Annotated in this window: 18 protein-coding genes; 8 read left to right on the top strand and 10 right to left on the bottom strand. The window is 53.6% G+C overall.

The genetic code is table 11. The annotated features are described in order from the left end of the window. Positions 1 to 36: 36 nt before the first annotated feature. The 4 genes from FJM65_RS06505 to FJM65_RS06490 form a co-directional block, all read right to left on the bottom strand. Positions 37 to 807 (bottom strand): acyl-CoA desaturase, encoded by a 771-nt coding sequence (locus FJM65_RS06505; protein WP_140620712.1) that lies wholly within the window; start codon positions 805 to 807, stop codon positions 37 to 39. Between the two features lie 166 nt (positions 808 to 973). Beyond that, entirely contained in the window at positions 974 to 1,651 is a 678-nt protein-coding gene (locus FJM65_RS06500; RefSeq protein ID WP_140620711.1) for an RluA family pseudouridine synthase, read from the bottom strand. An 80-nt stretch (positions 1,652 to 1,731) separates the two neighbouring features. Further along, positions 1,732 to 2,550, bottom strand: coding sequence for a 3-methyl-2-oxobutanoate hydroxymethyltransferase (gene panB / locus FJM65_RS06495; protein WP_140620710.1), 819 nt, complete (start codon positions 2,548 to 2,550; stop codon positions 1,732 to 1,734). Positions 2,551 to 2,627: 77 nt separating this feature from the next. Beyond that, positions 2,628 to 5,324 (bottom strand): putative LPS assembly protein LptD, encoded by a 2,697-nt coding sequence (locus FJM65_RS06490; protein ID WP_140620709.1) that lies wholly within the window; start codon positions 5,322 to 5,324, stop codon positions 2,628 to 2,630. Between the two features lie 73 nt (positions 5,325 to 5,397). Here FJM65_RS06490 and FJM65_RS06485 point away from each other — a divergent pair, with 73 nt between their 5' ends. The 4 genes from FJM65_RS06485 to FJM65_RS06470 all read left to right on the top strand — a co-directional run bounded on the left by FJM65_RS06485 (position 5,398) and on the right by FJM65_RS06470 (position 9,969). Then, positions 5,398 to 6,180, top strand: a complete 783-nt coding sequence (locus FJM65_RS06485) for an N-acetylmuramoyl-L-alanine amidase family protein (protein WP_140620708.1) — start codon at positions 5,398 to 5,400, stop codon at positions 6,178 to 6,180. 12 nt (positions 6,181 to 6,192) lie between these two features. Next, positions 6,193 to 7,281: an MlaD family protein gene (locus FJM65_RS06480; protein WP_140620707.1), complete on the top strand. Its 1,089-nt coding sequence runs from the start codon at positions 6,193 to 6,195 to the stop codon at positions 7,279 to 7,281. 96 nt (positions 7,282 to 7,377) lie between these two features. Further along, positions 7,378 to 9,006 (top strand): acyl-CoA carboxylase subunit beta, encoded by a 1,629-nt coding sequence (locus FJM65_RS06475; RefSeq protein ID WP_140620706.1) that lies wholly within the window; start codon positions 7,378 to 7,380, stop codon positions 9,004 to 9,006. Positions 9,007 to 9,120: 114 nt separating this feature from the next. After that, positions 9,121 to 9,969 (top strand): transglutaminase-like domain-containing protein, encoded by an 849-nt coding sequence (locus FJM65_RS06470; protein WP_140620705.1) that lies wholly within the window; start codon positions 9,121 to 9,123, stop codon positions 9,967 to 9,969. Between the two features lie 250 nt (positions 9,970 to 10,219). Here FJM65_RS06470 and FJM65_RS06465 read toward each other — a convergent pair whose 3' ends face one another. Both FJM65_RS06465 and FJM65_RS06460 read right to left on the bottom strand, forming a co-directional pair. Beyond that, complete coding sequence (locus FJM65_RS06465; RefSeq protein ID WP_140620704.1) at positions 10,220 to 10,801, bottom strand: thioredoxin family protein; 582 nt, start codon at positions 10,799 to 10,801, stop codon at positions 10,220 to 10,222. Positions 10,802 to 10,812: 11 nt separating this feature from the next. Then, positions 10,813 to 11,463, bottom strand: coding sequence for a 4'-phosphopantetheinyl transferase family protein (locus FJM65_RS06460; protein ID WP_140620703.1), 651 nt, complete (start codon positions 11,461 to 11,463; stop codon positions 10,813 to 10,815). A 103-nt stretch (positions 11,464 to 11,566) separates the two neighbouring features. On the opposite strand from FJM65_RS06460, the gene FJM65_RS06455 reads away from it, so the two are divergent. Genes FJM65_RS06455 through folB form a run of 3 tightly spaced genes read left to right on the top strand, consistent with a single transcriptional unit; the run spans position 11,567 to position 13,829 of the window. Further along, positions 11,567 to 12,487 (top strand): WD40 repeat domain-containing protein, encoded by a 921-nt coding sequence (locus tag FJM65_RS06455; protein WP_140620702.1) that lies wholly within the window; start codon positions 11,567 to 11,569, stop codon positions 12,485 to 12,487. Positions 12,488 to 12,490: 3 nt separating this feature from the next. Continuing rightward, the gene (locus FJM65_RS06450; protein WP_140620701.1) at positions 12,491 to 13,465 is read left to right on the top strand and encodes a DivIVA domain-containing protein; all 975 of its coding nucleotides are present in this window, start codon (positions 12,491 to 12,493) and stop codon (positions 13,463 to 13,465) included. A gap of 7 nt (positions 13,466 to 13,472) precedes the next feature. After that, the gene (gene folB, locus FJM65_RS06445) at positions 13,473 to 13,829 is read left to right on the top strand and encodes a dihydroneopterin aldolase (RefSeq protein WP_140620700.1); all 357 of its coding nucleotides are present in this window, start codon (positions 13,473 to 13,475) and stop codon (positions 13,827 to 13,829) included. 613 nt (positions 13,830 to 14,442) lie between these two features. On the opposite strand, the gene meaB is transcribed toward folB, so the two are convergent. The 4 genes from meaB to FJM65_RS06425 all read right to left on the bottom strand — a co-directional run bounded on the left by meaB (position 14,443) and on the right by FJM65_RS06425 (position 19,518). Further along, entirely contained in the window at positions 14,443 to 15,423 is a 981-nt protein-coding gene (meaB, locus tag FJM65_RS06440; RefSeq protein ID WP_140620699.1) for a methylmalonyl Co-A mutase-associated GTPase MeaB, read from the bottom strand. A gap of 156 nt (positions 15,424 to 15,579) precedes the next feature. Beyond that, on the bottom strand, positions 15,580 to 16,701 hold the full coding sequence (locus tag FJM65_RS06435; protein ID WP_140620698.1) for a WD40 repeat domain-containing protein: 1,122 nt from the start codon (positions 16,699 to 16,701) through the stop codon (positions 15,580 to 15,582). A gap of 733 nt (positions 16,702 to 17,434) precedes the next feature. Next, the gene (treF, locus tag FJM65_RS06430; protein WP_140620697.1) at positions 17,435 to 19,054 is read right to left on the bottom strand and encodes an alpha,alpha-trehalase TreF; all 1,620 of its coding nucleotides are present in this window, start codon (positions 19,052 to 19,054) and stop codon (positions 17,435 to 17,437) included. Between the two features lie 68 nt (positions 19,055 to 19,122). Then, entirely contained in the window at positions 19,123 to 19,518 is a 396-nt protein-coding gene (locus FJM65_RS06425) for a hypothetical protein (protein WP_140620695.1), read from the bottom strand. Positions 19,519 to 19,610: 92 nt separating this feature from the next. Between FJM65_RS06425 and FJM65_RS06420 the strand changes: the two genes are divergently transcribed. Then, the gene (locus FJM65_RS06420; protein WP_140620693.1) at positions 19,611 to 20,153 is read left to right on the top strand and encodes an REP-associated tyrosine transposase; all 543 of its coding nucleotides are present in this window, start codon (positions 19,611 to 19,613) and stop codon (positions 20,151 to 20,153) included.

Raw genomic sequence — 20,153 nt, 5'->3', positions numbered from 1 at the left:
AAAGCCCTCCGTTGCGGGGAGGGCTTTCAAGTATAGTTAAGCGCTTGCTTTCACTCTTTGAGGCTTGGCGGCTTTCACCTTCACGGGCTTCAGCTTAATGATGCTCAGCTTGTCCAGCGTCCAGATTACCGGCCAGGTAGGGTCCACTTCCCACCACTTCACGCCGAAGTTCACGCGGTTAGGCAGCTTGTGGTGGTTGTTCTGGAACAGCTCACCGCCTGTCAGAAAGTCGAAGAAAAGCGAGTTTCTGGATTTGTCGTTGTTATCGAAGTTCTGGTAGCCATACTTGTGCCCGCTCCAGTTCACGATGGCGCCGTGCACCGGTCCCATCAGGAAATGGATTGGCAACAACAGGAACATCCACCACTGCGTGGCAAAGGCGATGTAAAACAGCACATAAGCTACACCCCAGCCAATGCGGGAGAAGTAGGAGTCACCGATTCTTTCCAGCAGCGGCCACACCGGATAGTTGCCCTCAAAGCGGCGCTCCGGCTCCACGCGGTTGTTCAGCACGTTGTTATAGATCTCCTTCGTCTTCCACATCATCGTGAAGGCGTTGTTGGAGAAATGCGGCGAGTGCGGGTCGCGCTCCGTGTCGGAGAAGGCGTGGTGCATGCGGTGCAGGATGGCATAAGCCCGCGGCGACAGGAACGAGGAGCCCTGTGCAATGTAGGTGAGCAGGTAAAATGCCTTCTCCCAGAACGGGTTCATGGTAAACATTTTGTGTGCTGCGTAGCGGTGCAGGTAAAAGGTCTGCACGAACAGCGACAGGTACCAGTGCACCACAAAAAAGATAAGTATGGCCATTAATGTATCAGTATAAGATGGTTTGATGCTTTTTGTGCGGCAGAATCCGTGCGAAAGACACGCCTTGCCATACGCAAAGCTACAACACGAATTTAAAAGTAAAATAGTATTGAGAGGGTAAAAGTTCAGAAAATGACAAATATCATGTTTTGCTTAGCAGCTCGTGTTAAGCCAGTTGCCTGAACGGAGCCCAAACGGGGGCGGCCGGAGGAGGTGCGCTAACGGTGATCTGCGTTTTGAGCGTGGGGTGCGTAAACTGCAGCCGCCGCGCGTGCAGGGCTATACTTTTATCGGGCAGGGGCTGGGCGGCGCCATACTTCAGGTCGCCAAGTATAGGGCAGTGCATGGAGGAGAGTTGCACCCGTATCTGGTGCGGCCTGCCGGTGATGGGGTTTACCTCCAGCAGATATTTCCCTTGTTGCACGCTCAGCAGCCTGTAATTTAGCTCGGAGCGGGAGCCGGCAGCGTTCTCCTTGGCAAAGGCTTTGGTTACATTGCGGGAGCTGTCTTTCACGAGCCAGTGCACCAGGTTCCCCTGTTCCTGTTTAGGGCGGTTCTGCACCACTGCCCAATAGGTCTTCACCGTTTTCTTGCTCCGAAAAAGCTCGTTCAGGCGGGTGAGGGCTTTGGAGGTTTTGGCCAGCAGCACCACACCGCTCACCGGCCTGTCGAGGCGGTGCACCACGCCCACAAACACATTGCCCGGCTTGTTATACTTCTCCCGGATGTACTCTTTCGCCAGGTCCGCCAGCGTCACGTCGCCGGTCTCGTCGCCGTGCACCAGCAGGCCGGCAGGCTTGTTTACCACCAGCACATGGTTATCCTCAAAAAGTACGTCTAGCATGGAGTTATGAATTTCGAGTTCCTGGTTCCGAGTTATGAGTTTATTTTCTGCCTATGCATCATTCGGAACTCATAACTCCTTTAGTAGGCTTCTTTCTCGTTCGGGAAATCCTTGCTTTTCACGTCCTGCACATAGTTCTGAACGGCGTCGGTCATGATGCTGTGCAGGTCGGCGTAGCGGCGCAGGAAACGGGGCTTAAACTCTTTGTTGATGCCCAGCATGTCGTGCACTACCAGCACCTGCCCGTCTACGTGCGGACCGGCGCCAATGCCTATGACAGGTATCTGCAGTTGCTCGGCCACGCGTTTTGCCAGCTCCGACGGGATCTTCTCCAGTACTATAGAAAAACAACCCAGCTCTTGCAGCAGCAGTGCGTCTTCCATAAGTTTCTGTGCCTCGGCTTCCTCTTTGGCCCTAACGGTGTAGGTGCCAAATTTATAGATCGACTGCGGCGTAAGGCCCAAGTGCCCCATTACCGGCACACCCGCGCTAAGTATGCGTGTGATAGACTCTTTGATCTCGGCACCGCCCTCCAGCTTTATGCCATGCGCACCGGATTCTTTCATGATGCGGATAGTAGAACGCAAAGCCTCGGATGAGTTGCCCTGGTACGAGCCAAAAGGCAGGTCCACCACCACAAAGGCGCGGTTTACGCCACGCACTACCGAGGAGGCGTGGTAGATCATCTGGTCCAGCGTAATCGGCAAGGTAGTCTCATGGCCCGCCATCACATTAGAGGCCGAATCGCCTACCAGCAGCACGTCTACCCCGGCGGCATCCAGAATGGTGGCCATGGAGTAATCGTAGGCAGTTAGCATGGAGATCTTCTCGCCGCGCTCTTTCATGTTCTGCAACTGGTGCGTAGTAACCTTCTTTATATCGTTTTTATGTACAGACATAGCTTGCTGTTGTTTTAGATGTAAAGCTATAAAATCTAAAAACAAAAACAGCCACCTTTTGATGTGGCTGTTCTGTGTTAGTAGTTATATCCGGTGTTGCTGCGTTTGGTGAGTTTCAGGTCTTGCAGCAGGGCGGAGCGGGCGTTGATGGTGAGGTTGTAGCCGCGCAGCATGCCAAACGGCACCCACCCGATGCTCATGTCCCAGCAGTGCAGGTCGCGGTAAATCTGCACGTTGGCGTAAGAAATGTTTTGGTTTGAGATGTCGTAGGTGGCATTGTAAGTTACCTTCCACTTCTCGGTTATGTTCAGGGAGCCGTCTAGCGCCATGGTCTGCGTCAGCCTTCTGTCGCCCCTAAGGCCAAACGAGCGATTGTAACTCATGGAGTAGTTCAGGTTCAGCGTCCACGGAATCTTAAAGTCTACATACTCCGGCATCAGCGGGTCAAAAGGTTCCCGCTCCAGCGACGGCAGATTGGCTGGCGCGGGCTCGTCGGTCCTGAACGCTTCTGGCGTTAAACTAGCTGTCAGGATAAGGCCGGCGCTGCTGATGCGGCCCAGCTTGCCTTTGGTAAAGTCGAAGTAGTATTTGTCAATTGAGCGCCCCAGCGTGTCTTTCTCATACGGGTCCAGGGTAGAGTTAAAGCTCATGTTGATGAACTTGAACAGCTTCGTGTTCAGTGAGATCCGTATCGGCGCTAGCCTTAACGTATCGCGGGCAAAGTCGTAGCTGGACGATAGGCGAAGGTTATCAATGAGGCTTACCTTTTCTGACTTGGCCTCTGCTGTGTCGCTTTTTGCCTTCACTTTCATCTCCAGGCTATTGTCTAGGCTAAAGCTAAGGGCGGAGCTGAGCCCTCTGGAAGGTAAGCCGGCCCGGAAGCGCCCCAGATCCTGGTAAATAGCCTCGTTTGTGTTTGGGTCGGCGCCTATCAGGGTGCGTTGGTAAAACCCGAAACGCTCGTCCCCGAAGTCCGGGCGGTAGCTGTAGCTGATGCTTGGCCTTACCAGGTGGCGGATGGCCTCTACTTTTTTGCCTTCCTTAAAATTCACGGTACCATAAATGGTCGTGTTTAGGCTGGCGCCGGCGCTGTACTGGTACACGCGCCCAAAATTGGTGGTATCGATGTCTACGCGCTGGGAGTCTGGGTTGAAGCGGAAACTATACTTCTCATCCAGCCAGGTTTCGCTGTAGCTTACGTTTGGGCTAAAGTTAAAGAACCGGAGCACTTTATAGTTGCCCAGGCCTATGCCAAAGGCGTGCGATGCCTGCTTTTCGCCGCTCTCCCACAGGCGCTGCAGGTTGTCAAAGTTAATGTCGATGGTATCTGCCGGGGCCGCCTCCAGCAGCGGGAAGTCGGAGCGGGTGCGGGCTGGCTGCAGGTTAGAGACAGTATTGGAAGCACGCACATTGTAAGTCAGCGTGAATTTTTCGTACCACTTGTTGGTGCTGGGTGCATCGGAGAAAAGCTCCGCCAACGACACCTGCGACATGCTGAAGTTAAGGTCTGGCAGCACAAAGTTCATGTTGCCCGTCTGCGTACTCTGGCCCTGGCTAGCCTTTATAGTATAGCTGAAAGGCGAGTTAGGCACAGTTTTCTGGTATGATACGTAGGAGTTGAACGTTGGCGACAGATATTGGGTAGAACCATTATAGTTCAGGCGCTGGTGCAGTGCGCTACCGGCGTTCACGCTGGCGCTAAACGAGCCACGGCCGGGCTTGGTAACCGGGTTGTGGGTCCAGTAGATCCAAAAGGTGCGTCTGGATGAAGGCAGCTGGCTAAAGGCGTTGTCGGTAGTCCGGGCGCCTCCTATAACATCAGCCTCGTCATTTTTAAAGTTGTCGTAGGTAAACCGGAAGTTGCCGCGGTAGGCGTAGCGCTTCACGTAATCGGTGCTAACCTCGGCATTCCAGCCACCCAGCGAGTAAATGTCTCCCGTTAAGCGGGTGCCCATGTAGTCGTTCCAGGCAAAGTAGTAGCCGCCGTTGTTTAGGAAGAAGCCCCTGGTGTTCTCGCCGTAGCTGGGCACAATTACGCCGGAGGCGCGCTTCGCCTTTGGCGTGGGGAACAGGCCGAACAAGAAGCCCAGTGGCGTGGGAATATCACCGATCACGAGGTTAAACGGCCCGGCCATCACCTTGTCGTTAGGTATGGCCTTTATCTTCCCGGCGTTGATGTAGAAGTGCGGGTGCTCCAGGTTACAGGTCGTATACTTGTTGTGGAGGCCGAAGAACTCGTTGCTTTCGTTGCGTTTTACTACCTCCGAATGTATGTATCCCTCGCCTTGCTGCGTTACTACTTCAGAAATGCGGCCACGTTTGGTTTTATAGTTGTAGGCGATGCGCTTGGCGGCGTACGTTTCCGGGCCCTGCGTAAATACCGGCGTTCCTGTGTCTTTGCCCGTAGAGTCAGGGAGGGTGGTGGCGGTAAGGGTATTGGTCTCGTAGTTGATCTGGATGTAGGCGGCCTCCAGCTTCATGTCGCCGTAGTCGATCTTGGCGTCGCCGTAGAGGTGCACCACCTTGTTGCCTACCTCAAACCGCATGGAGTCTCTGGCAGAGTATTTGATAGTGGTGGCGATATCGCCTTGGGGCGCAGCCAGGCTCACCGAGTCCTGGCCGGCAACAAGAGCCGTATCTTGCGATGCTACCGTAGGAGTGTCTTGCTGGGCGGCAGTTGTGGCACGCTTAAGCCCTCGCTGGGCGTGAGCCAGCGGAGCGCTGAGAATGGCAGACTGCAGCAGTAGTAAAAAAATGAAAACGTAGTGGCGCAACTTCTTCAGAGTTCCCTAAAAGTTTACTTAATTTGTACAAAGTTATTGTTTTAGCTTTTAACTAACGAGCGTTGTGAAAAATATTGTTACTGTATCAATTCTGGCTTTTGTTTTTCTGCTGTGCTCCTCCAATACGCTTAATTTTAAGAAAGAGTACAAGTTGCGTACTGTCGTGATTGATGCCGGTCACGGGGGAAAGGATGTGGGGTGTAACGGTAAATTTTCTCATGAGGCGATTGTAGCGCTGGATATAGCCAAGCAGGTTGGCGGTCTGATAGAGAAGAACGTGCCCGACGTGAAAGTGGTTTACACCCGCACCGAGGATAAGTTCGTGGAACTGATAGACCGGGCCGGAATTGCGAACAAGAACAACGCGGATCTATTCATTTCCATCCACCTGAATGCTGGCCCCTCGGCCGCGTATGGCACCGAAACCTATACCATGGGTTTGCATACTTCCAAAGGTAACCTGGAGGTGGCCAAGCGCGAGAACTCCGTAATCCTGCACGAAGAGAACTACGAAGCCAACTATAACGGTTTTGACCCTAACTCCCCGCAGAGCCACATTCTGTTTGCCCTGCACCAAAGCGCGTACATAGACAACAGCCTGCGCTTCGCTGAGAAGATAGAGCGCGAGTTCAGCACCCGGGCTGGGCGCAAGAGCCGCGGCGTGAAGCAGGCGGGCTTCCTGGTGCTCTGGAAATCATACATGCCCAGCGTGCTGATTGAGTGCGGCTTCTTGACAAACCCTACCGAAGAAAAATTTCTTAACGATAAGACCGGGCAATCGTATATTGCATCAGGTATATACAGGGCCTTCAAAGAGTATAAGCAAGAGCTGGAGGCTATGAACTAAGCACACCCCTACGTGAAGATATCAAAGGAAATTAAAGTCGCACTGCTTGGCATTGTCGCGCTTATTATTCTATACTTCGGATTCATGTTCCTGAAAGGGTCCGATCTTTTCTCCAGCACACGCCGCTATTATGTTGTATATGACAACGTGGACGGTCTGGCCGTATCCAACCCTGTGATTCTGAACGGGGTGCAGGTGGGCTCGGTGCAGAGGCTGCGCTTGATGACGGAGAAGGAAAACAAGATACAGGTGGAGCTGGAGGTGAGGGAAGACCTGCAGGTAGGCGACTCTACCATAGCGGCGCTCGGCAACTCCGACCTTTTGGGCAGTAAGGCTATTACGCTTTTCCTGGGCAATAGCACCAATCAGTATAACGGCGGCGAAACCCTGATACCGTTTATGCAGAGCAGCATTACGGAAATGATCTCGACCAAAACGGTGCCGATAATTGATAAGGTTGACACCACGCTGGCCCGGGTAAACCGCCTGCTGGACAGCGAGGCAAAGGGGAACCTACAGGCCATACTTGCCAACACGAATAAAACCACCGCTGCCCTGAACGACCTGCTGCGCGCCAACCAGGAGAATGTGAACGAGATCACCCAAAATGTGAGCGAACTTACCCGCTCGCTGAAGCAGACGCAGCGCCATATAGACAGGCTGGCGCTGAACATGGCCGAAATTACCGACACCCTGAAGGAGACGGAAATAAACGCCCTGGTGCGCAATGCCAACCAAGCGGTACAGGAGCTGGAGTCGGCGGCTACAAAGCTTAACTCTAACCAAGGCTCTATCGGAAAGCTGATGAACGACGAGCAGCTGTACGAAAACCTGAACCGCTCCACCGCCGCCTTAGACCTACTGCTGCGCGACATTCAGGCATATCCGAAGCGCTACGTGAGCTTCTCGGTGTTTGGCCGCAAAGACAAGTATAAAGTGGACGAGACAGGCCGCGTGATTACTCTGGACGAGGTGAAGGAACTGCAGGAGCAGCACCCCGAGGAATTCCGCACGGTGCCGGACACAGTGTATGTGCCAGTTCCAGAGAACGATACAGTAGGTCAGGTAACAACGCCTGACAGTGTTAAAACAAACCGGTAAGCATCCGTGTAATATTGTATATTTGTAAAATCCGCTTTTATAAGCGGATTTTCGCATTTTGTACTCATTGTACTCACCCAAACTAATCAAACCTTAATGGATATCGAATTCAACAAGAACGAAGACACGCTGAAGCAGCTGATATTCCAGCTGAAAACAAAACTGAAGAAAGTACACCTGGGCGGCGGCGAGAAGCGCATTGAGAAAGAGCACGCCAAAGGTAAAATGACCGCCCGCGAGCGCATCGAGTACCTGCTGGACGAAGACAGCGAGTTCCTGGAGATAGGCGCTTTTGCCGGCGAAGGCATGTATAAGGAAGTGGGCGGCTGCCCGAGCGGCGGCGTGGTAACGGGCATCGGCTACATCAAAGGCCGCCAGTGCGTGGTGGTGGCCAATGACGCCACGGTAAAAGCCGGCGCCTGGTTCCCAATCACGGCCAAGAAGAACCTGCGCGCCCAGGAAATCTCCATAGAGAACAAACTGCCTATCGTATACCTGGTGGACAGCGCGGGCGTGTTCCTGCCGATGCAGGATGAGATCTTCCCGGACAAGGAGCACTTCGGGCGCATTTTCCGCAACAACGCCGTGATGAGCTCGATGGGCATCGTGCAGATTGCCGCCATCATGGGCAGTTGCGTGGCCGGAGGGGCTTACCTACCCATCATGAGCGATGAGGCCATGATCGTGGAGGGGACGGGTTCCGTTTTCCTGGCCGGTTCATACTTGGTTAAATCCGCCATTGGCGAAAGTATAGACAATGAAACGTTGGGCGGTGCTACGACACACTCCGAAATTTCGGGCGTGACGGATTACAAGTGCAAGGACGACAAAGAGGCGCTGGACCATATCCGCAACATCTTCGACAAGATGGGTGAAAAGCCCAAAGCCGGCTTTAACCGCACAGAGCCTGCCGCGCCAAAGCTCCACCAGAGCGAGCTGTACGGCATGCTGCCAGCCGACCGCGTGAAGCCATACGACATGATGGACATCATCCTGCGGATGGTTGATAACTCGGAGTTTGAGCCTTACAAAGACCTGTACGGACAGACGCTGATCTGCGGACTGGCGCGCATCGACGGCTGGTCTGTGGGCATTGTGGCCAACCAGCGCAAGATCGTGAAGAGCAAGAAAGGTGAGATGCAGATGGGCGGCGTGATCTACTCCGACTCTGCCGACAAGGCCGCGCGCTTTATCATGAACTGCAATCAGAAGAAGATCCCGCTGGTGTTCCTGCAGGATGTGTCCGGCTTTATGGTGGGCAGCAAGTCGGAGCACGGCGGTATTATTAAGGACGGGGCCAAGATGGTGAGCGCCATGTCGAACTCGGTGGTGCCGAAGTTCACCATCATCGTGGGCAACAGCTACGGGGCCGGCAACTACGCCATGTGCGGCAAAGCCTACGACCCGCGCCTGATCTACGCCTGGCCAACAGCGCAGCTGGCCGTGATGAGCGGTGCCGCTGCGGCCAACACGCTGCTGCAGATTCAGGTGTCATCCATGAAGGCCAAAGGCGAGGAGATCACCCCTGAGGCGGAGAAGGAGCTGCTGGAGCGTATCACCAACAAGTATAACGAGGAGCTCTCGCCATACTATGCCGCTGCCCGCCTGTGGGTGGATGGTATCATCGATCCGCTGGAGACGCGCAAGGTGATCTCGATGGGCATAGAGGCCGCCAACCACGCGCCTATCGAGAAGCCGTACAACGTGGGTGTGATCCAAACGTGAGATTTTAATTACGAATTGTGAATTAGAAATTAGAAATGAAGGTTTCCTCTATAAGAGGGATTGAAACGCATGGTACATAATTTCTAATTTTGAATTTCTAATTGATAAGGAATAGTGACTAAGGGAGAAATTAAGGCGCTCATCTCGTTGCTGGATGACAGTGATTATGAGGTGGCGTCGTATGTAGAGAAGCAGATAGCTTATTTAGGCGAGGGGATTATCCCTTTTCTGGAGGAGGAGTGGGAGGAAACGCTCAACACAGAGCTGCAAAAAAAGATCGAGGACCTGATACACAACCTGCAGTTTGAGGGGCTGACCAAGCGCCTGCAGGAGTGGAAGGCCGGCGGCGCGGAGAACTTGCTGGAGGGCATGTTCTTGGTGAACTCATACTTGTATCCAGACGTGGATTTTGCCACCATCAACAAAACCGTGGACCAGCTATACTTTGATGCCTGGACGCACATGAAGGACGAGATGCACCCGTACGACCAGGTAAAGGCGCTGAACAACGTGCTGTTTAGGGAGAAGCGGTTTTCGGCCAATACCAAGAACTTCCATTCGCCGGCTAACTCTATGCTGCACCTGGTGCTGGAGACCAAACGCGGCAACCCGCTGACGCTCTGCGTGATTTACATGACACTGGCGCAGCGCCTCGGCATGCCGGTGTATGGCGTAAACCTGCCCAACCTGTTTATACTTACCTATAAGATGGATGGGGTGCAGTTTTATATCAACGTGTACAACAAAGGCCTCATTCTCAGCAAAGCCGACATTGACAACTATATTCTGCAGCTGAACCTAAACCCGGTGGACATTTTCTACGAGCCCTGCGACAACCTCGACATCGTGAAGCGGGCCTTGCGCAACCTAGCCTTCTCGTTCGAGAAGATGGACGACCTGGAAAAAGCCACAGAAGTAACCAAGCTGCTGGACTCCATTACGGATGATGAGGCAGTAAATTAAATGCCTAACTAATGCCAATATCGATTGAATAATGCGCAAGGATTGGTTCCACTGCTTGCCAACAGCCTAAAACCCACCCCCAGCCCCTCCCAAGAGGAGAAGTTTGCAAAAGAGTATGTAATTCCCTTCCTCGGAGGGGCAGGAGTGGGTTAATCGCAACTTGAGTTAAGTATAAGCCAATAAAAAAGCCGAAGCCGCTCCTTGTTACAGGAGCGGCTTCGGCTTTTTTATACTTTATAGGAAGTACAGGTTAGTATTTCTTGATCAAACAGCCAGTAGCACGCTTGTCGCCGGCAGAAACGGGACGGTTGGCAAGCAGCTCGTCGATCACTGATTTCAGGTAAAAGTTTTTCACGCCGCTTTCCAGTTGCGGGTTATCGTCTATGGCGCCTTTATACTTTAGCGTAAACTCACCGCCATCGTTGTGCAGCACAAATACCTCGGGGGTTTTGGTGGCGCCAAACTGGCGGCTCACTTCCTGGGTTTCATCAGCCAGGTAAGGGCGGTATTTGCGGCTGGCCATGTCCTGCAGCGTTTCGCCGGGGTCGGCGGCGCCAGGGTTGATAAACACAAACTGCACGCCCTTTGCTCCGTAGCTGCTGGCCAGCGTTACCAGGCGGTTTTCGTAAAGCTTGGCGTAAGGGCACTGGTTGTTGGTAAACACCAGCACCACGGTTTTGGCGCTGGCAAAGTTGCTCAACGACACGCTGCTGCCATCGGTGCTTTGCAAGGAGAAGTCCGCCACTTTATCGCCCACCTGGTAGCCGCCAGACTGGGCAAAGGCGCTGATGGTGAGCAGGGTGGCCAAGATCAGGGAGAATAACTGTTTCATGTCTGTGGTGTTTAGTTATGTGGATCAGGTTGCTTGTCTATGCAGTAGGTGAGCACGTGCCCGTGCAGCACTTCGAAATAAATACGGTACAATTTAGAAAAATTTTCAGTATTCACCCGGCCTTGCAGAATGTTAGGGCTGCTGGTGGGCTTTATTTCCAAGTTTTCCTTAAATATCAGCTGTTTACGGCTGTATAGTTTGTACAATGTTTCCTTCGCGCTCCAGTACAGGCAAGTGCTTTGCTCGTTTGCCAATGTATGGCTCTTCTCGCCATCGGTCAAAAATTTGTCCTGTACCCGCAGCGCTTTCGCGGATATAGGTTCAATATCTATGCCAACCTCATACTTATCCGAAAGTATAACGGCCGCCAGTTGCGGCGAGTGCGATATGGACACATGAAAGCGGGAATCGGGGAAGTATGGCTTGCCCAGTTGGTTGCGCAGGAGCTGTATGGGCAGGGAGGTGAACTCCTCCAGCATTTTATAGACCAGCACCCGGCTGGCCAGCCACTCCCGCTGCCGCTTTGGGTGCACCTTCTCCAGGCCTTCTTGCACGGCCACATGCACGGGCAGTTCCTCGCGCAGTTCCTCTATCGGCTCCGTCAGCTGCCAAAGGCCCAAGCGTGTGTGCTCGTCAGGTTCTGTAATCTGCAGTAGCGGCATAAACAATAATAGGTTGATACAGCGTTTTAAAATATGGCACGGCGGTTTCGCTGTAAATGTTGTAAATTTAGGCTAAAATTAACACAACAGCTAAACAGGCAGCATGGCAAGCAAGGTACACGTAGAGAAACTGGCAACGCTTACAGGCCACCGCGACAGTGTGTATACGCTGGAGCCGGCAGGGAAGGAGCATCTTTTTTTTTCGGCAGCCGGCGATGGCATGGTGGTGGCCTGGAACCTGCTGGAGCCTGAGACCGGTGAGCTGGTGGCACGGGTAAACGGTTCGGTTTATGCGCTGTGCCACTTGCCGGAGCGCAACCTGCTGCTCATCGGGCAGAACAACGAAGGCGTGCAGGTGATCGACCTGGAAAGTAAAAAAATACTGAAGTCGGTGCCGCTGCCCAAGGTGGCCATTTTTGATATACTTTATACTCCAGAGGCTGGCAAAGTATATGTGGCGCTGGGCAACGGCGGCGTGGCCGTGCTGGATGGCGAAACTTTCGAGCTGCAGACCATCATCCGGAAAACAGAGAAAAGCGCGCGCAGCCTGGCCTACAACAAGTATACTAGCGAGTTGGCTGTGGGCTACAGCGACCATAGCGTGCAGATCTTCGATGTACTAAGTATGGAGCTGAAGTATGAGCTGGCATCGCATACCAATTCTGTGTTTACGGTGGCCTACTCGCCGGACGGCAAGCTGCTTTTGACCGGCGGCCGCGATGCGCACCTGCGGGTGTGGGAGGTGGGGCAAAATTATACCCATCAGGGATACCTGATCGCGCACATGTACACCATCAACCATATTGCCTACAGCCCCGGCGGCAAGCACTTTGCCACCTGCAGCATGGATAAATCCATAAAGCTGTGGGACGCGCAGACCTTTAAGTTGCTGAAAGTGATTGATAAAGTGCGACATGCGAGCCACGGCACCTCGGTAAATAAATTATTTTGGTCGGCTCACCAGAATCAGTTAGTTTCGTGTAGCGATGACCGCACCATTTCGGTTTGGGATATAAATTTTTGAGTTATGAAGATTACACCGTTAGAGATCAGGCAAAAAACGTTTGAAAAGGCATTTAGAGGACTAGACAAGGATGAGGTAAATGCGTTTTTGCTGACGCTCTCGCAGCAGTGGGAGAAGCTGCAGGATGAAAACAAAGACCTGCGCATGAAGCTGGACGCCGCGCACCGCGAGACCCAGAAGCTGCGCGAGGTGGAGTCATCGCTTTACAAAACCCTGAAAACAGCTGAAGACACTGGTAACAGTATACTAGAGCAGGCCAAGAAATCGGCAGAGCTGCAGGCACGCGAGTCGGGGCTGAAGGCGGATGAAATTATGAGCCGTGCCCGCAACGAGGCCCGCCAGATGCTGGAGGAGGCGCAGCGCCAGTCGGAGCGCGTAATTGCCGAGATGCAGCAGCACGTGAAGTCGCTGGACCAGGAGTGCCGCCAGATGGAGAACTATATGGACCACCTGGTACGCGACCTGCGCAACCTGGCCAGCGAAACGCTGGAGAACGCCGACAAGGCCAAAGCAAAACCTAAAGCCGGTACACACAGTATTCTTTCGAAAGCAGCCAACACCGAGGTAAGTTCTTCGGAGTTGCTGAAAAATTTGAAAGATATGGACAAGACATCAAACAATAACACATACCAACTGCCGGAATCGACAGCAGAAAACGCACCGGTGGCTCTTACAGCAAGCAACGCCATCGGCGATCCGGCTCCGGACGTTACGCAGCCACAGCCGGAGGTGCCAAGTACGCCCGACCCAATGGTGCCAAATGTGCCATCGCCGGAAATAGAGCAGCCGGAGCCGGACTACCCTGGCCGCGTGCCTGCCCCGGACATTGAGCAGCCCGTGCCGGAGATACAGCCCGTGCAGCCAGACCAGCCCGAGATACAGCCGCCGCTAACGGAGCCATCGCGCAACTCGTTCGTTACGAATGGCGCTACAGTGAAGCCTAAAACAGGCGGCTCTTTCTTCGACGAGATAGGCTAAGCAGCAGATGGGGCAGATTGCACTGGAGGGCATGGAGTTCTTTGCCTTCCACGGGTTTTATGATGAGGAGCAGCGGATCGGCAACAAGTATGGCATAGACCTGATCATCAACACCGACCTGCGCCGCGCCGCCGAATCCGATAACCTGGACGAGACGGTGAATTATGAGGCACTATATGCGCTGGTACTGGAAGAGATGAAAATCCCCGCGCGCTTGCTGGAGCACCTCGGTCACCGTATCATCGACAAAGTATACGTACAGTTCCCGTTTGTCTCTTCGGTGAAGGTGAACGTGTACAAGTTTAACCCACCGCTCGGCGGCATCTGCAAATGGGCAAAGGTTAGCCTGGAGGAAGCGCGATAAAGAATTACTTATTGATAGAAAGCAGCTGGTTCAGAGATGGGCTGGCTGTTTTTGTTTTAGCAGGAGTTTATACTTTATAACCCTCTTCTGGCGCAAGTATTTATACTTGTGTCCTTTTATGATGTTGAGTTTCACCGAAATGCTTCGGGACAGGGTAACTCAACTGGCTTGAAAATCCATATTATATACTATGGCGAAGCTCTCTAAACCTTTTATAGCGCAAGCGTCCGCTTGTGCTTTTAACTACTATCTTCCACAATTGTAACAAAGCTATATTCTCTAGCTGCTGTTCATCCTCCAGTCTTACATGCCTATAGTTGCATCTCTAGCTTTAGTGCCCTCCTAGGCCGGGAGGCCTCGTCCTCGGGCATCGCGCTGTGTTCCCTCCTGCCTCCGCTGCGCTGCGGCTGCCCTTAGCGGGCACCGGATCTCACAAGGCGCTCAACCCAAGGACTGGGATCAGGTTCGATAGCTGCTGCCTCGGCTATGGAACAAGTATAATTCCCCTCTCGGGAGGGGCAAGGGGTGGGTTTACACCTGCTGATAACTTCCCGCTTTAGCCAAGGCTTGGATCATGAGCTTGTTTCGGGGGAGGAGCAGGGGAGAACCGATACTACACCAACCGCAACAACTCCGCCGCCGCCGCAAAAGCAGACTTTTTACCTTCTTTCACCTGCTCAGCTATACCTGGCAGCTGCACCTTCACCTGCTCGTGGGCATAAAAGTTATCCTCCAAACCCTGGCGGATGGCCTCATACATCCACTGCAGGTTCTGGTTGTGGCGTTTCTTCTTAAAGTAGCCGTTGCCTTTTGTAAGCTCCAGGTAATCAGCTATAGTTTGCCATATGGTGTCGAGGCCGGTGTTTTGGAGGGCGGAACAGGTGCTGACCTGGGGCATCCAGCCCGAAGCGGCCAGCGGGTACAGGTGCAAGGCGCTTTGATACTCGGCACGCGCGGCCTTGGCCTTGCCCACGTTCTCGCCATCGGCCTTGGTGATGGCAATGGCATCGGCCATTTCCATGATGCCGCGTTTAATGCCCTGCAATTCGTCGCCGGCGCCCGCCAGCATCAGCAACAGAAAAAAATCTACCATAGCATGTACGGCCGTCTCGGACTGCCCCACGCCCACGGTCTCCACAAAAATGGTGTCGAAACCGGCGGCCTCGCAAAGTATAATGCTCTCGCGGGTGCTGCGGCTCACGCCCCCCAGCGACTTGCCTGCCGGAGAAGGACGGATAAAGGCCTGCGGATTGGTGGAAAGGGAATCCATGCGGGTTTTGTCGCCAAGGATGCTGCCGCCGGAGCGTTGGCTGGTAGGGTCTATGGCCAGCACGGCAAGCTTCTTTCCCTGCTCCTTTATCAGGTAATTGCCAAAAGCTTCAATAAAGGTACTTTTACCTACGCCCGGCACACCGGTTATACCAATGCGCACCGACTTGCCCGCATGCGGCAGCACCCGGTTCACCACCTCCTGCGCCAGCTCCTGGTCAGAAGCCAGGCGGCTTTCCACCAGCGTTATGGCGCGGCTCAACATCACGCGGTCGCCGGCTAAAATGCCTTCTACATACTTTTCGGGGCTGAATCGTTTGGCCAAGGGGTAAGGGTTTGGTGTTAGCAAATCATACTCTTTTACAAAAATAAGATTTATAGGTTGCTGTGCCATCCAAAGTATAAATCATCCCGCAAAGTATAAAAGAAAAGGCTGGCCCCAGAACGGAAGCCAGCCTTTTATGGAGTCATACTTTATACTTTACTTGCTGATGCCCTGAGCGAAGTTTGGCAAGCCCAGGTCGCTTTTCTGCTTGCCCAGGTGAAAGCCATCATCCACATACTGAACGGCCTTGCCTTTGGCGTTCGGGTTGTTGATGACGCCCAGGTGATAGCTGTCCTGACGCGCTACGTAGATCTTGCCATCCGGCCCCAGTTGCAGTGCCCCAATACGGCGGGTTTGGGAAGTGCCCACCACCACGGCAGATTTGACGATGGCCTCCGGACTGCCCGCTTTCAGGTCGAACTGCACGATCTGCGCCTTGCCGCCGCCAATGCCGTTGGCCGTGCCGTAAAGCTTGCTGCCATCCGGAGAGAAAACCACGCCATAGGCTTCTTCAAAACCTTTCAAGAGTACAGGGTTAGAAACTTTGCCGGTGCTGCGGTTAAAGTCCAGTATCTCGAAGTTGCTGTCTGCATCCCAAAGGGCAGAGGCCAGTTTGGTGCCGTCCGGGGAGGCATTGAGGTAGCCGATGGCTTTGCGGTTGGGGCCTCCGTGTACGGTGCCTACCATACTCAAAACCGGCCGCGTCTCAACGCCCTCTTCATTCACAAGGAAAGCCATGTACCCATTGCTGTTCCAGCGGTGCGCTATCACCCACCAATCTTTATTGTTGCTGTGGCGCACAGCCGTGAGTTTCTCGGTAGCCGGCGCGATCAGGAAGTTGTTGCGCGAGGTGATGTCGCCTTTGCCTTCCTGCTTCGTCATATCCACGACGGTATAGCGCAAGCCATCGGACTGGGCCTGTATATCGGTGGTGAAAATGTAGTAGATGTTGCTGCTGCCGGGTTTGGGAAGTATAAGCGCTGATTGCGTGGAGGACTTTCCGCCCATCAGTCCGTTGCCGCTGGGCATCACGCGGTGCTCCTTGTTCCAGACGGTGATGCCGTTGGTGTAGAAAAGTAAATTTCCTTCCGCGTCGGAGATGGTGGCGCTGCCTTCCTCGGTGAACAATCTGCTGTTGGTGGCTGTGGCGGAATCGCCTGAGAAGATAATGCCGGCGCCTTTGCCGAAGTACCAGTTGTCTCGCTCGCCCTGTGCCAGTGCGGCAAAACTGCTGAAGGTAAGTATGGCTGCGGCGGCTATATGTCTAAGTCTGATCATGAATCTTCGTTTTGCTATTAACGATGTATTTGCAAACCTAGTGCCAAGTATAGGGGAGGAGTAAGTAGTCGTATACTGGTTAATTGCCTTTCTGGCCTTTATCTGGCGCAAGCGTCCGCTTGTGCCTTGCTATAGCCTCCGCCTCCCGCAGCTTTAACCAAGCTATTCTTTCTAATTGCCGTTCATCCTCAGTCTTACAAGCGGTCTTTTCCATCTCCAACTTTGGTGCCCTCAAGGCCGGGAGGCCTCGTCCTTGGGCATCGCGCTGGGAGCTTTTCCTGCCCTCGTGCCTCGGGCTGCCTCACTACCGTTCGTAACCGGAAAAACTCGCATAGGCGCTCAACCCAAGGACTGGGACCAGGTTCGATAGCTACGGCTTTGGCTACAGAGCTGAATTCCCCTCCTCGGAGGGGCCAGGGGTGGGTTCAAACTTGTGCTGATAATTCCCCTCCTTAGCCAAGTCGCAGATCCCGGACTTGTTTCGGGAGAGGGGCAGGGGTGGTTGGAACCGGCGCTACAAGCAATCCTGTTCATCTGCAAGTCCTGTAAATCCTGATTCAGACAAGCCAGACGCTCGCGGGACCTCCGGACGCCGCGAGGTCTTTAGGCAGAGAACCTTGCAAGCGTAGCACCTAAGTGCTGGGCAGTAAAGAAATTCTTCTCCTGCGACGGGTAAAAGCAAAAAGAGAGGCACGATATCATGCCTCTTCACTCTGATCATTTAATCTATACCTTACTCCTGCATCTCCACTTCCTGCAGCACCTCCTCCTGCAGTTGCGGGTTTAGGGAGATGAGCTTGAGGAGCACGCCGTTGGTCCAGCCGAAGCCGTCCTGATTCGGGTACTCGCCGCCGCCGGCCTGCAGGCTAATGTCGGTAACGTTATACTTCTCCATCAGCTTGCCTGTGTTCTGGAAAACCGCTTCGTTCAGCTCCATCCAGCGTTGTGCGATGGTGTCGGCCAGTTTATCGTGCTTGTAGTTGCGGAGAGCCTGTATGCTCATCCACTGCAGCGGAGCCCAGCCGTTCGGGGCGTCCCACTGCTGGCCGGTGCGGTGAAGCGTAGTTACTAAGCCGCCCGGCTGCAGGAAATCCTCCTCCAGCTTTTGCACCACGGCATCGGCTTGTTTCTTCTTAACCATGCAGAAGTATAGCGGGTACACGGCAGCCAGCGAAGGGATGTTGGTAGTGGTGCCCTTCACGAAGTCGTAGTCGTAGAAGAAGTCAGCTTCATCGCTCCAGTTATACTTAAGCAAGGCATCACGGCGGGCTTTGGCGCGGCGCTCAAACTCCCTGGCCTCGGTTCTGTTCCCGTTCAGTACGGACATCTCCTGCAGCGTCAGTTCCACGTGGTAGAGCAGCGCGTTCAGGTCTACAGGTATGATGTCGGTGGTGTGGATGGTGCCGAGATTCTGTGCATCGGCAAACCAGCGGCTGCTGAAGTCCCAGCCCGACTCGGCGGCTGCCCGAATATTGCGGTATACTTCCTCCGGATTGCGGCCCGACTCCTGCGCCAGCTCCACATCCTCGCGGTACGACTCAGGGCGCGGCTCCGGCTGGTCGTCCCAGTAACGGTTTAGGATGCTGCCGTCGGGCATGCGCACCACGCGGCGGTGCGTTGAGTTAGCGGCTGATAGTTGCTCGGAGCCATCCATCCAGAAATCATACTCCTTGCGCAGGGCGGGGGCGTAGGTTTTGAGCACCTCGCGGCCTTTCTGCTGCGCCAGCACCCGCAGCATCAGTGCATAGAACGGCGGCTGTGAGCGGCTGAGGTAGTAAGTGCGGTTCCCGTTCGGGATGTGGCCGGTGGTGTTGATGAGGTGCGTGAAGTTATCGACCATACTTTGGATGAGCTCTGTTTCGCCGCTGGCCTGCAGGCCGAGCATGGTAAAGAAGCTGTCCCAGTAATAGATCTCGCGGAAGCGGCCACCCGGCACAATATACTTCTTCGGCAGCGGAATCAGGGAACCGCCGTCGGCACCCGGCTCGCGGGTAAGTATGGGCCAGAGGCGCTCAATGTGCTGTGTTACCGAAAGGCTGGTGTCGGTGGTGAAGCCGGTGGCTGGCTGCGGGGGCATCTGGAAGTATTCCTTCACAAAGGCCTCCAGGCTAAAGCCACGCTGATTTTTCTGTTGCTGATAAGCTTCCAGGATCTGCTTAGGCGGCGCCAGCGGCACGGCATCCGGAAAGGTTTTGGAGTCCGGGAAAACGTGCTGCAGCTGTACCTGCTCGAACAACTCTCCTAAATCCTGCTCCGGCCTGTACAACTCCTGTGCCCGCAGCGGCTGTATAACGAAGGTAAACGGTAATAGTAACAGAAGGCTAAAAGTTAAAGTGCTAAAAGTATACCTCATGTCCTGCTCTTTTTGTGTGTAAGTGATTCGTTACTCATACGTGGATTCGGAGCAAGGCGACAAGTATACTATTCGTATGGGTAACGCACAAATGAAACCTGTCCCATCGCATCCTTTTCATATCTGGCTACAGCAAATTCTTGAAATCGTGCTTCAAAGTTGCTCTCGCCGGGGTATACTTGAGAAGGTACAGGATTATTTTTCAGGAAGAAATATACTTTGGTGTTGCCATACTTAGTGTGAGGCATATAGTCGCCATACTGCTCCATCTGCTGCCACAGGGTATCCGCCACCGTCACCGCATAAAGCCGTATGACAGGCCCAGTATTGTTCTCGTTGCGGTACATGGCCACTTCTTTAAAATCGCCCTCCAGGTCATCTACACTGGGTATAGATAGGGTGTCGTAGATAAACCAGCCGATGAGGACTACAGCGAGGGCGATGAGGATGTGTTTTAGCTTCATGGTAAAGGTGAAGTATGGGATTCTGCAGGTATGAAACCAGTGGGGGAGGGGAAAGTTTAAACGGAGGTGTTTGCTGCTGCGTCTATATCTCTATGAGCCTGAAATATAAAGCACATAATCCTGACGGAATATATTTTGTAACGCTGACTGTGGTGGAGTGGGCAGATGTGTTCACCCGCCGTGACTATTGTGAACTGGTGTGCGAAAGTATAAGCTATTGTCAGCAAAAGAAGGATTTAATAGTATACGCATGGTGCATCATGACCAACCATGTACATCTCTTTTGTTCTGCGCCTAAGTTGACGGATGTACTGCGGGACCTGAAGAAGTATACTTCCAGGTTTCTGGTGGATGCTGTTAAAATGAACTCGAGGGAGAGCCGGAAGAATTGGCTACTGTGGATGTTTAAAAGTGCAGGAGAGAAAAGCGCTAGCCATGGCGAATACCAGTTCTGGCAATTGGGTGGGCATTACGTGGAGTTGAGTACGAATGAGCTAATGGAACAACGGCTGGAGTACCTGCATCAGAACCCGGTAAAGGCTGGCTTTGTGGAGGAGCCGGAGCATTGGTACTATAGTAGTGCCAGGGATTATGCAGGTGAGAAGGGAAGGTTAGAGGTTGTGCTGATAGAATAA

The organism is Pontibacter mangrovi (assembly GCF_006385705.1).
Taxonomy (GTDB): Bacteria; Bacteroidota; Bacteroidia; order Cytophagales; family Hymenobacteraceae; genus Pontibacter; species Pontibacter mangrovi.
Note: the sequence above shows the minus strand (reverse complement) of the source record. Positions and strands in the feature narration are given on the sequence as shown.

Coding starts and splice junctions, on each gene's coding strand:
- FJM65_RS06475 (WP_140620706.1), top strand. CDS start 7,378: ATGGATATCGAATTCAACAAGAACGAAGACACGCTGAAGCAGCTGATA.
- FJM65_RS06500 (WP_140620711.1), bottom strand. CDS start 1,651: ATGCTAGACGTACTTTTTGAGGATAACCATGTGCTGGTGGTAAACAAG.
- folB (WP_140620700.1), top strand. CDS start 13,473: ATGGGGCAGATTGCACTGGAGGGCATGGAGTTCTTTGCCTTCCACGGG.
- FJM65_RS06450 (WP_140620701.1), top strand. CDS start 12,491: ATGAAGATTACACCGTTAGAGATCAGGCAAAAAACGTTTGAAAAGGCA.
- panB (WP_140620710.1), bottom strand. CDS start 2,550: ATGTCTGTACATAAAAACGATATAAAGAAGGTTACTACGCACCAGTTG.
- FJM65_RS06505 (WP_140620712.1), bottom strand. CDS start 807: ATGGCCATACTTATCTTTTTTGTGGTGCACTGGTACCTGTCGCTGTTC.
- FJM65_RS06465 (WP_140620704.1), bottom strand. CDS start 10,801: ATGAAACAGTTATTCTCCCTGATCTTGGCCACCCTGCTCACCATCAGC.
- FJM65_RS06425 (WP_140620695.1), bottom strand. CDS start 19,518: ATGAAGCTAAAACACATCCTCATCGCCCTCGCTGTAGTCCTCATCGGC.
- FJM65_RS06460 (WP_140620703.1), bottom strand. CDS start 11,463: ATGCCGCTACTGCAGATTACAGAACCTGACGAGCACACACGCTTGGGC.
- FJM65_RS06455 (WP_140620702.1), top strand. CDS start 11,567: ATGGCAAGCAAGGTACACGTAGAGAAACTGGCAACGCTTACAGGCCAC.
- FJM65_RS06435 (WP_140620698.1), bottom strand. CDS start 16,701: ATGATCAGACTTAGACATATAGCCGCCGCAGCCATACTTACCTTCAGC.
- treF (WP_140620697.1), bottom strand. CDS start 19,054: ATGAGGTATACTTTTAGCACTTTAACTTTTAGCCTTCTGTTACTATTA.
- FJM65_RS06420 (WP_140620693.1), top strand. CDS start 19,611: ATGAGCCTGAAATATAAAGCACATAATCCTGACGGAATATATTTTGTA.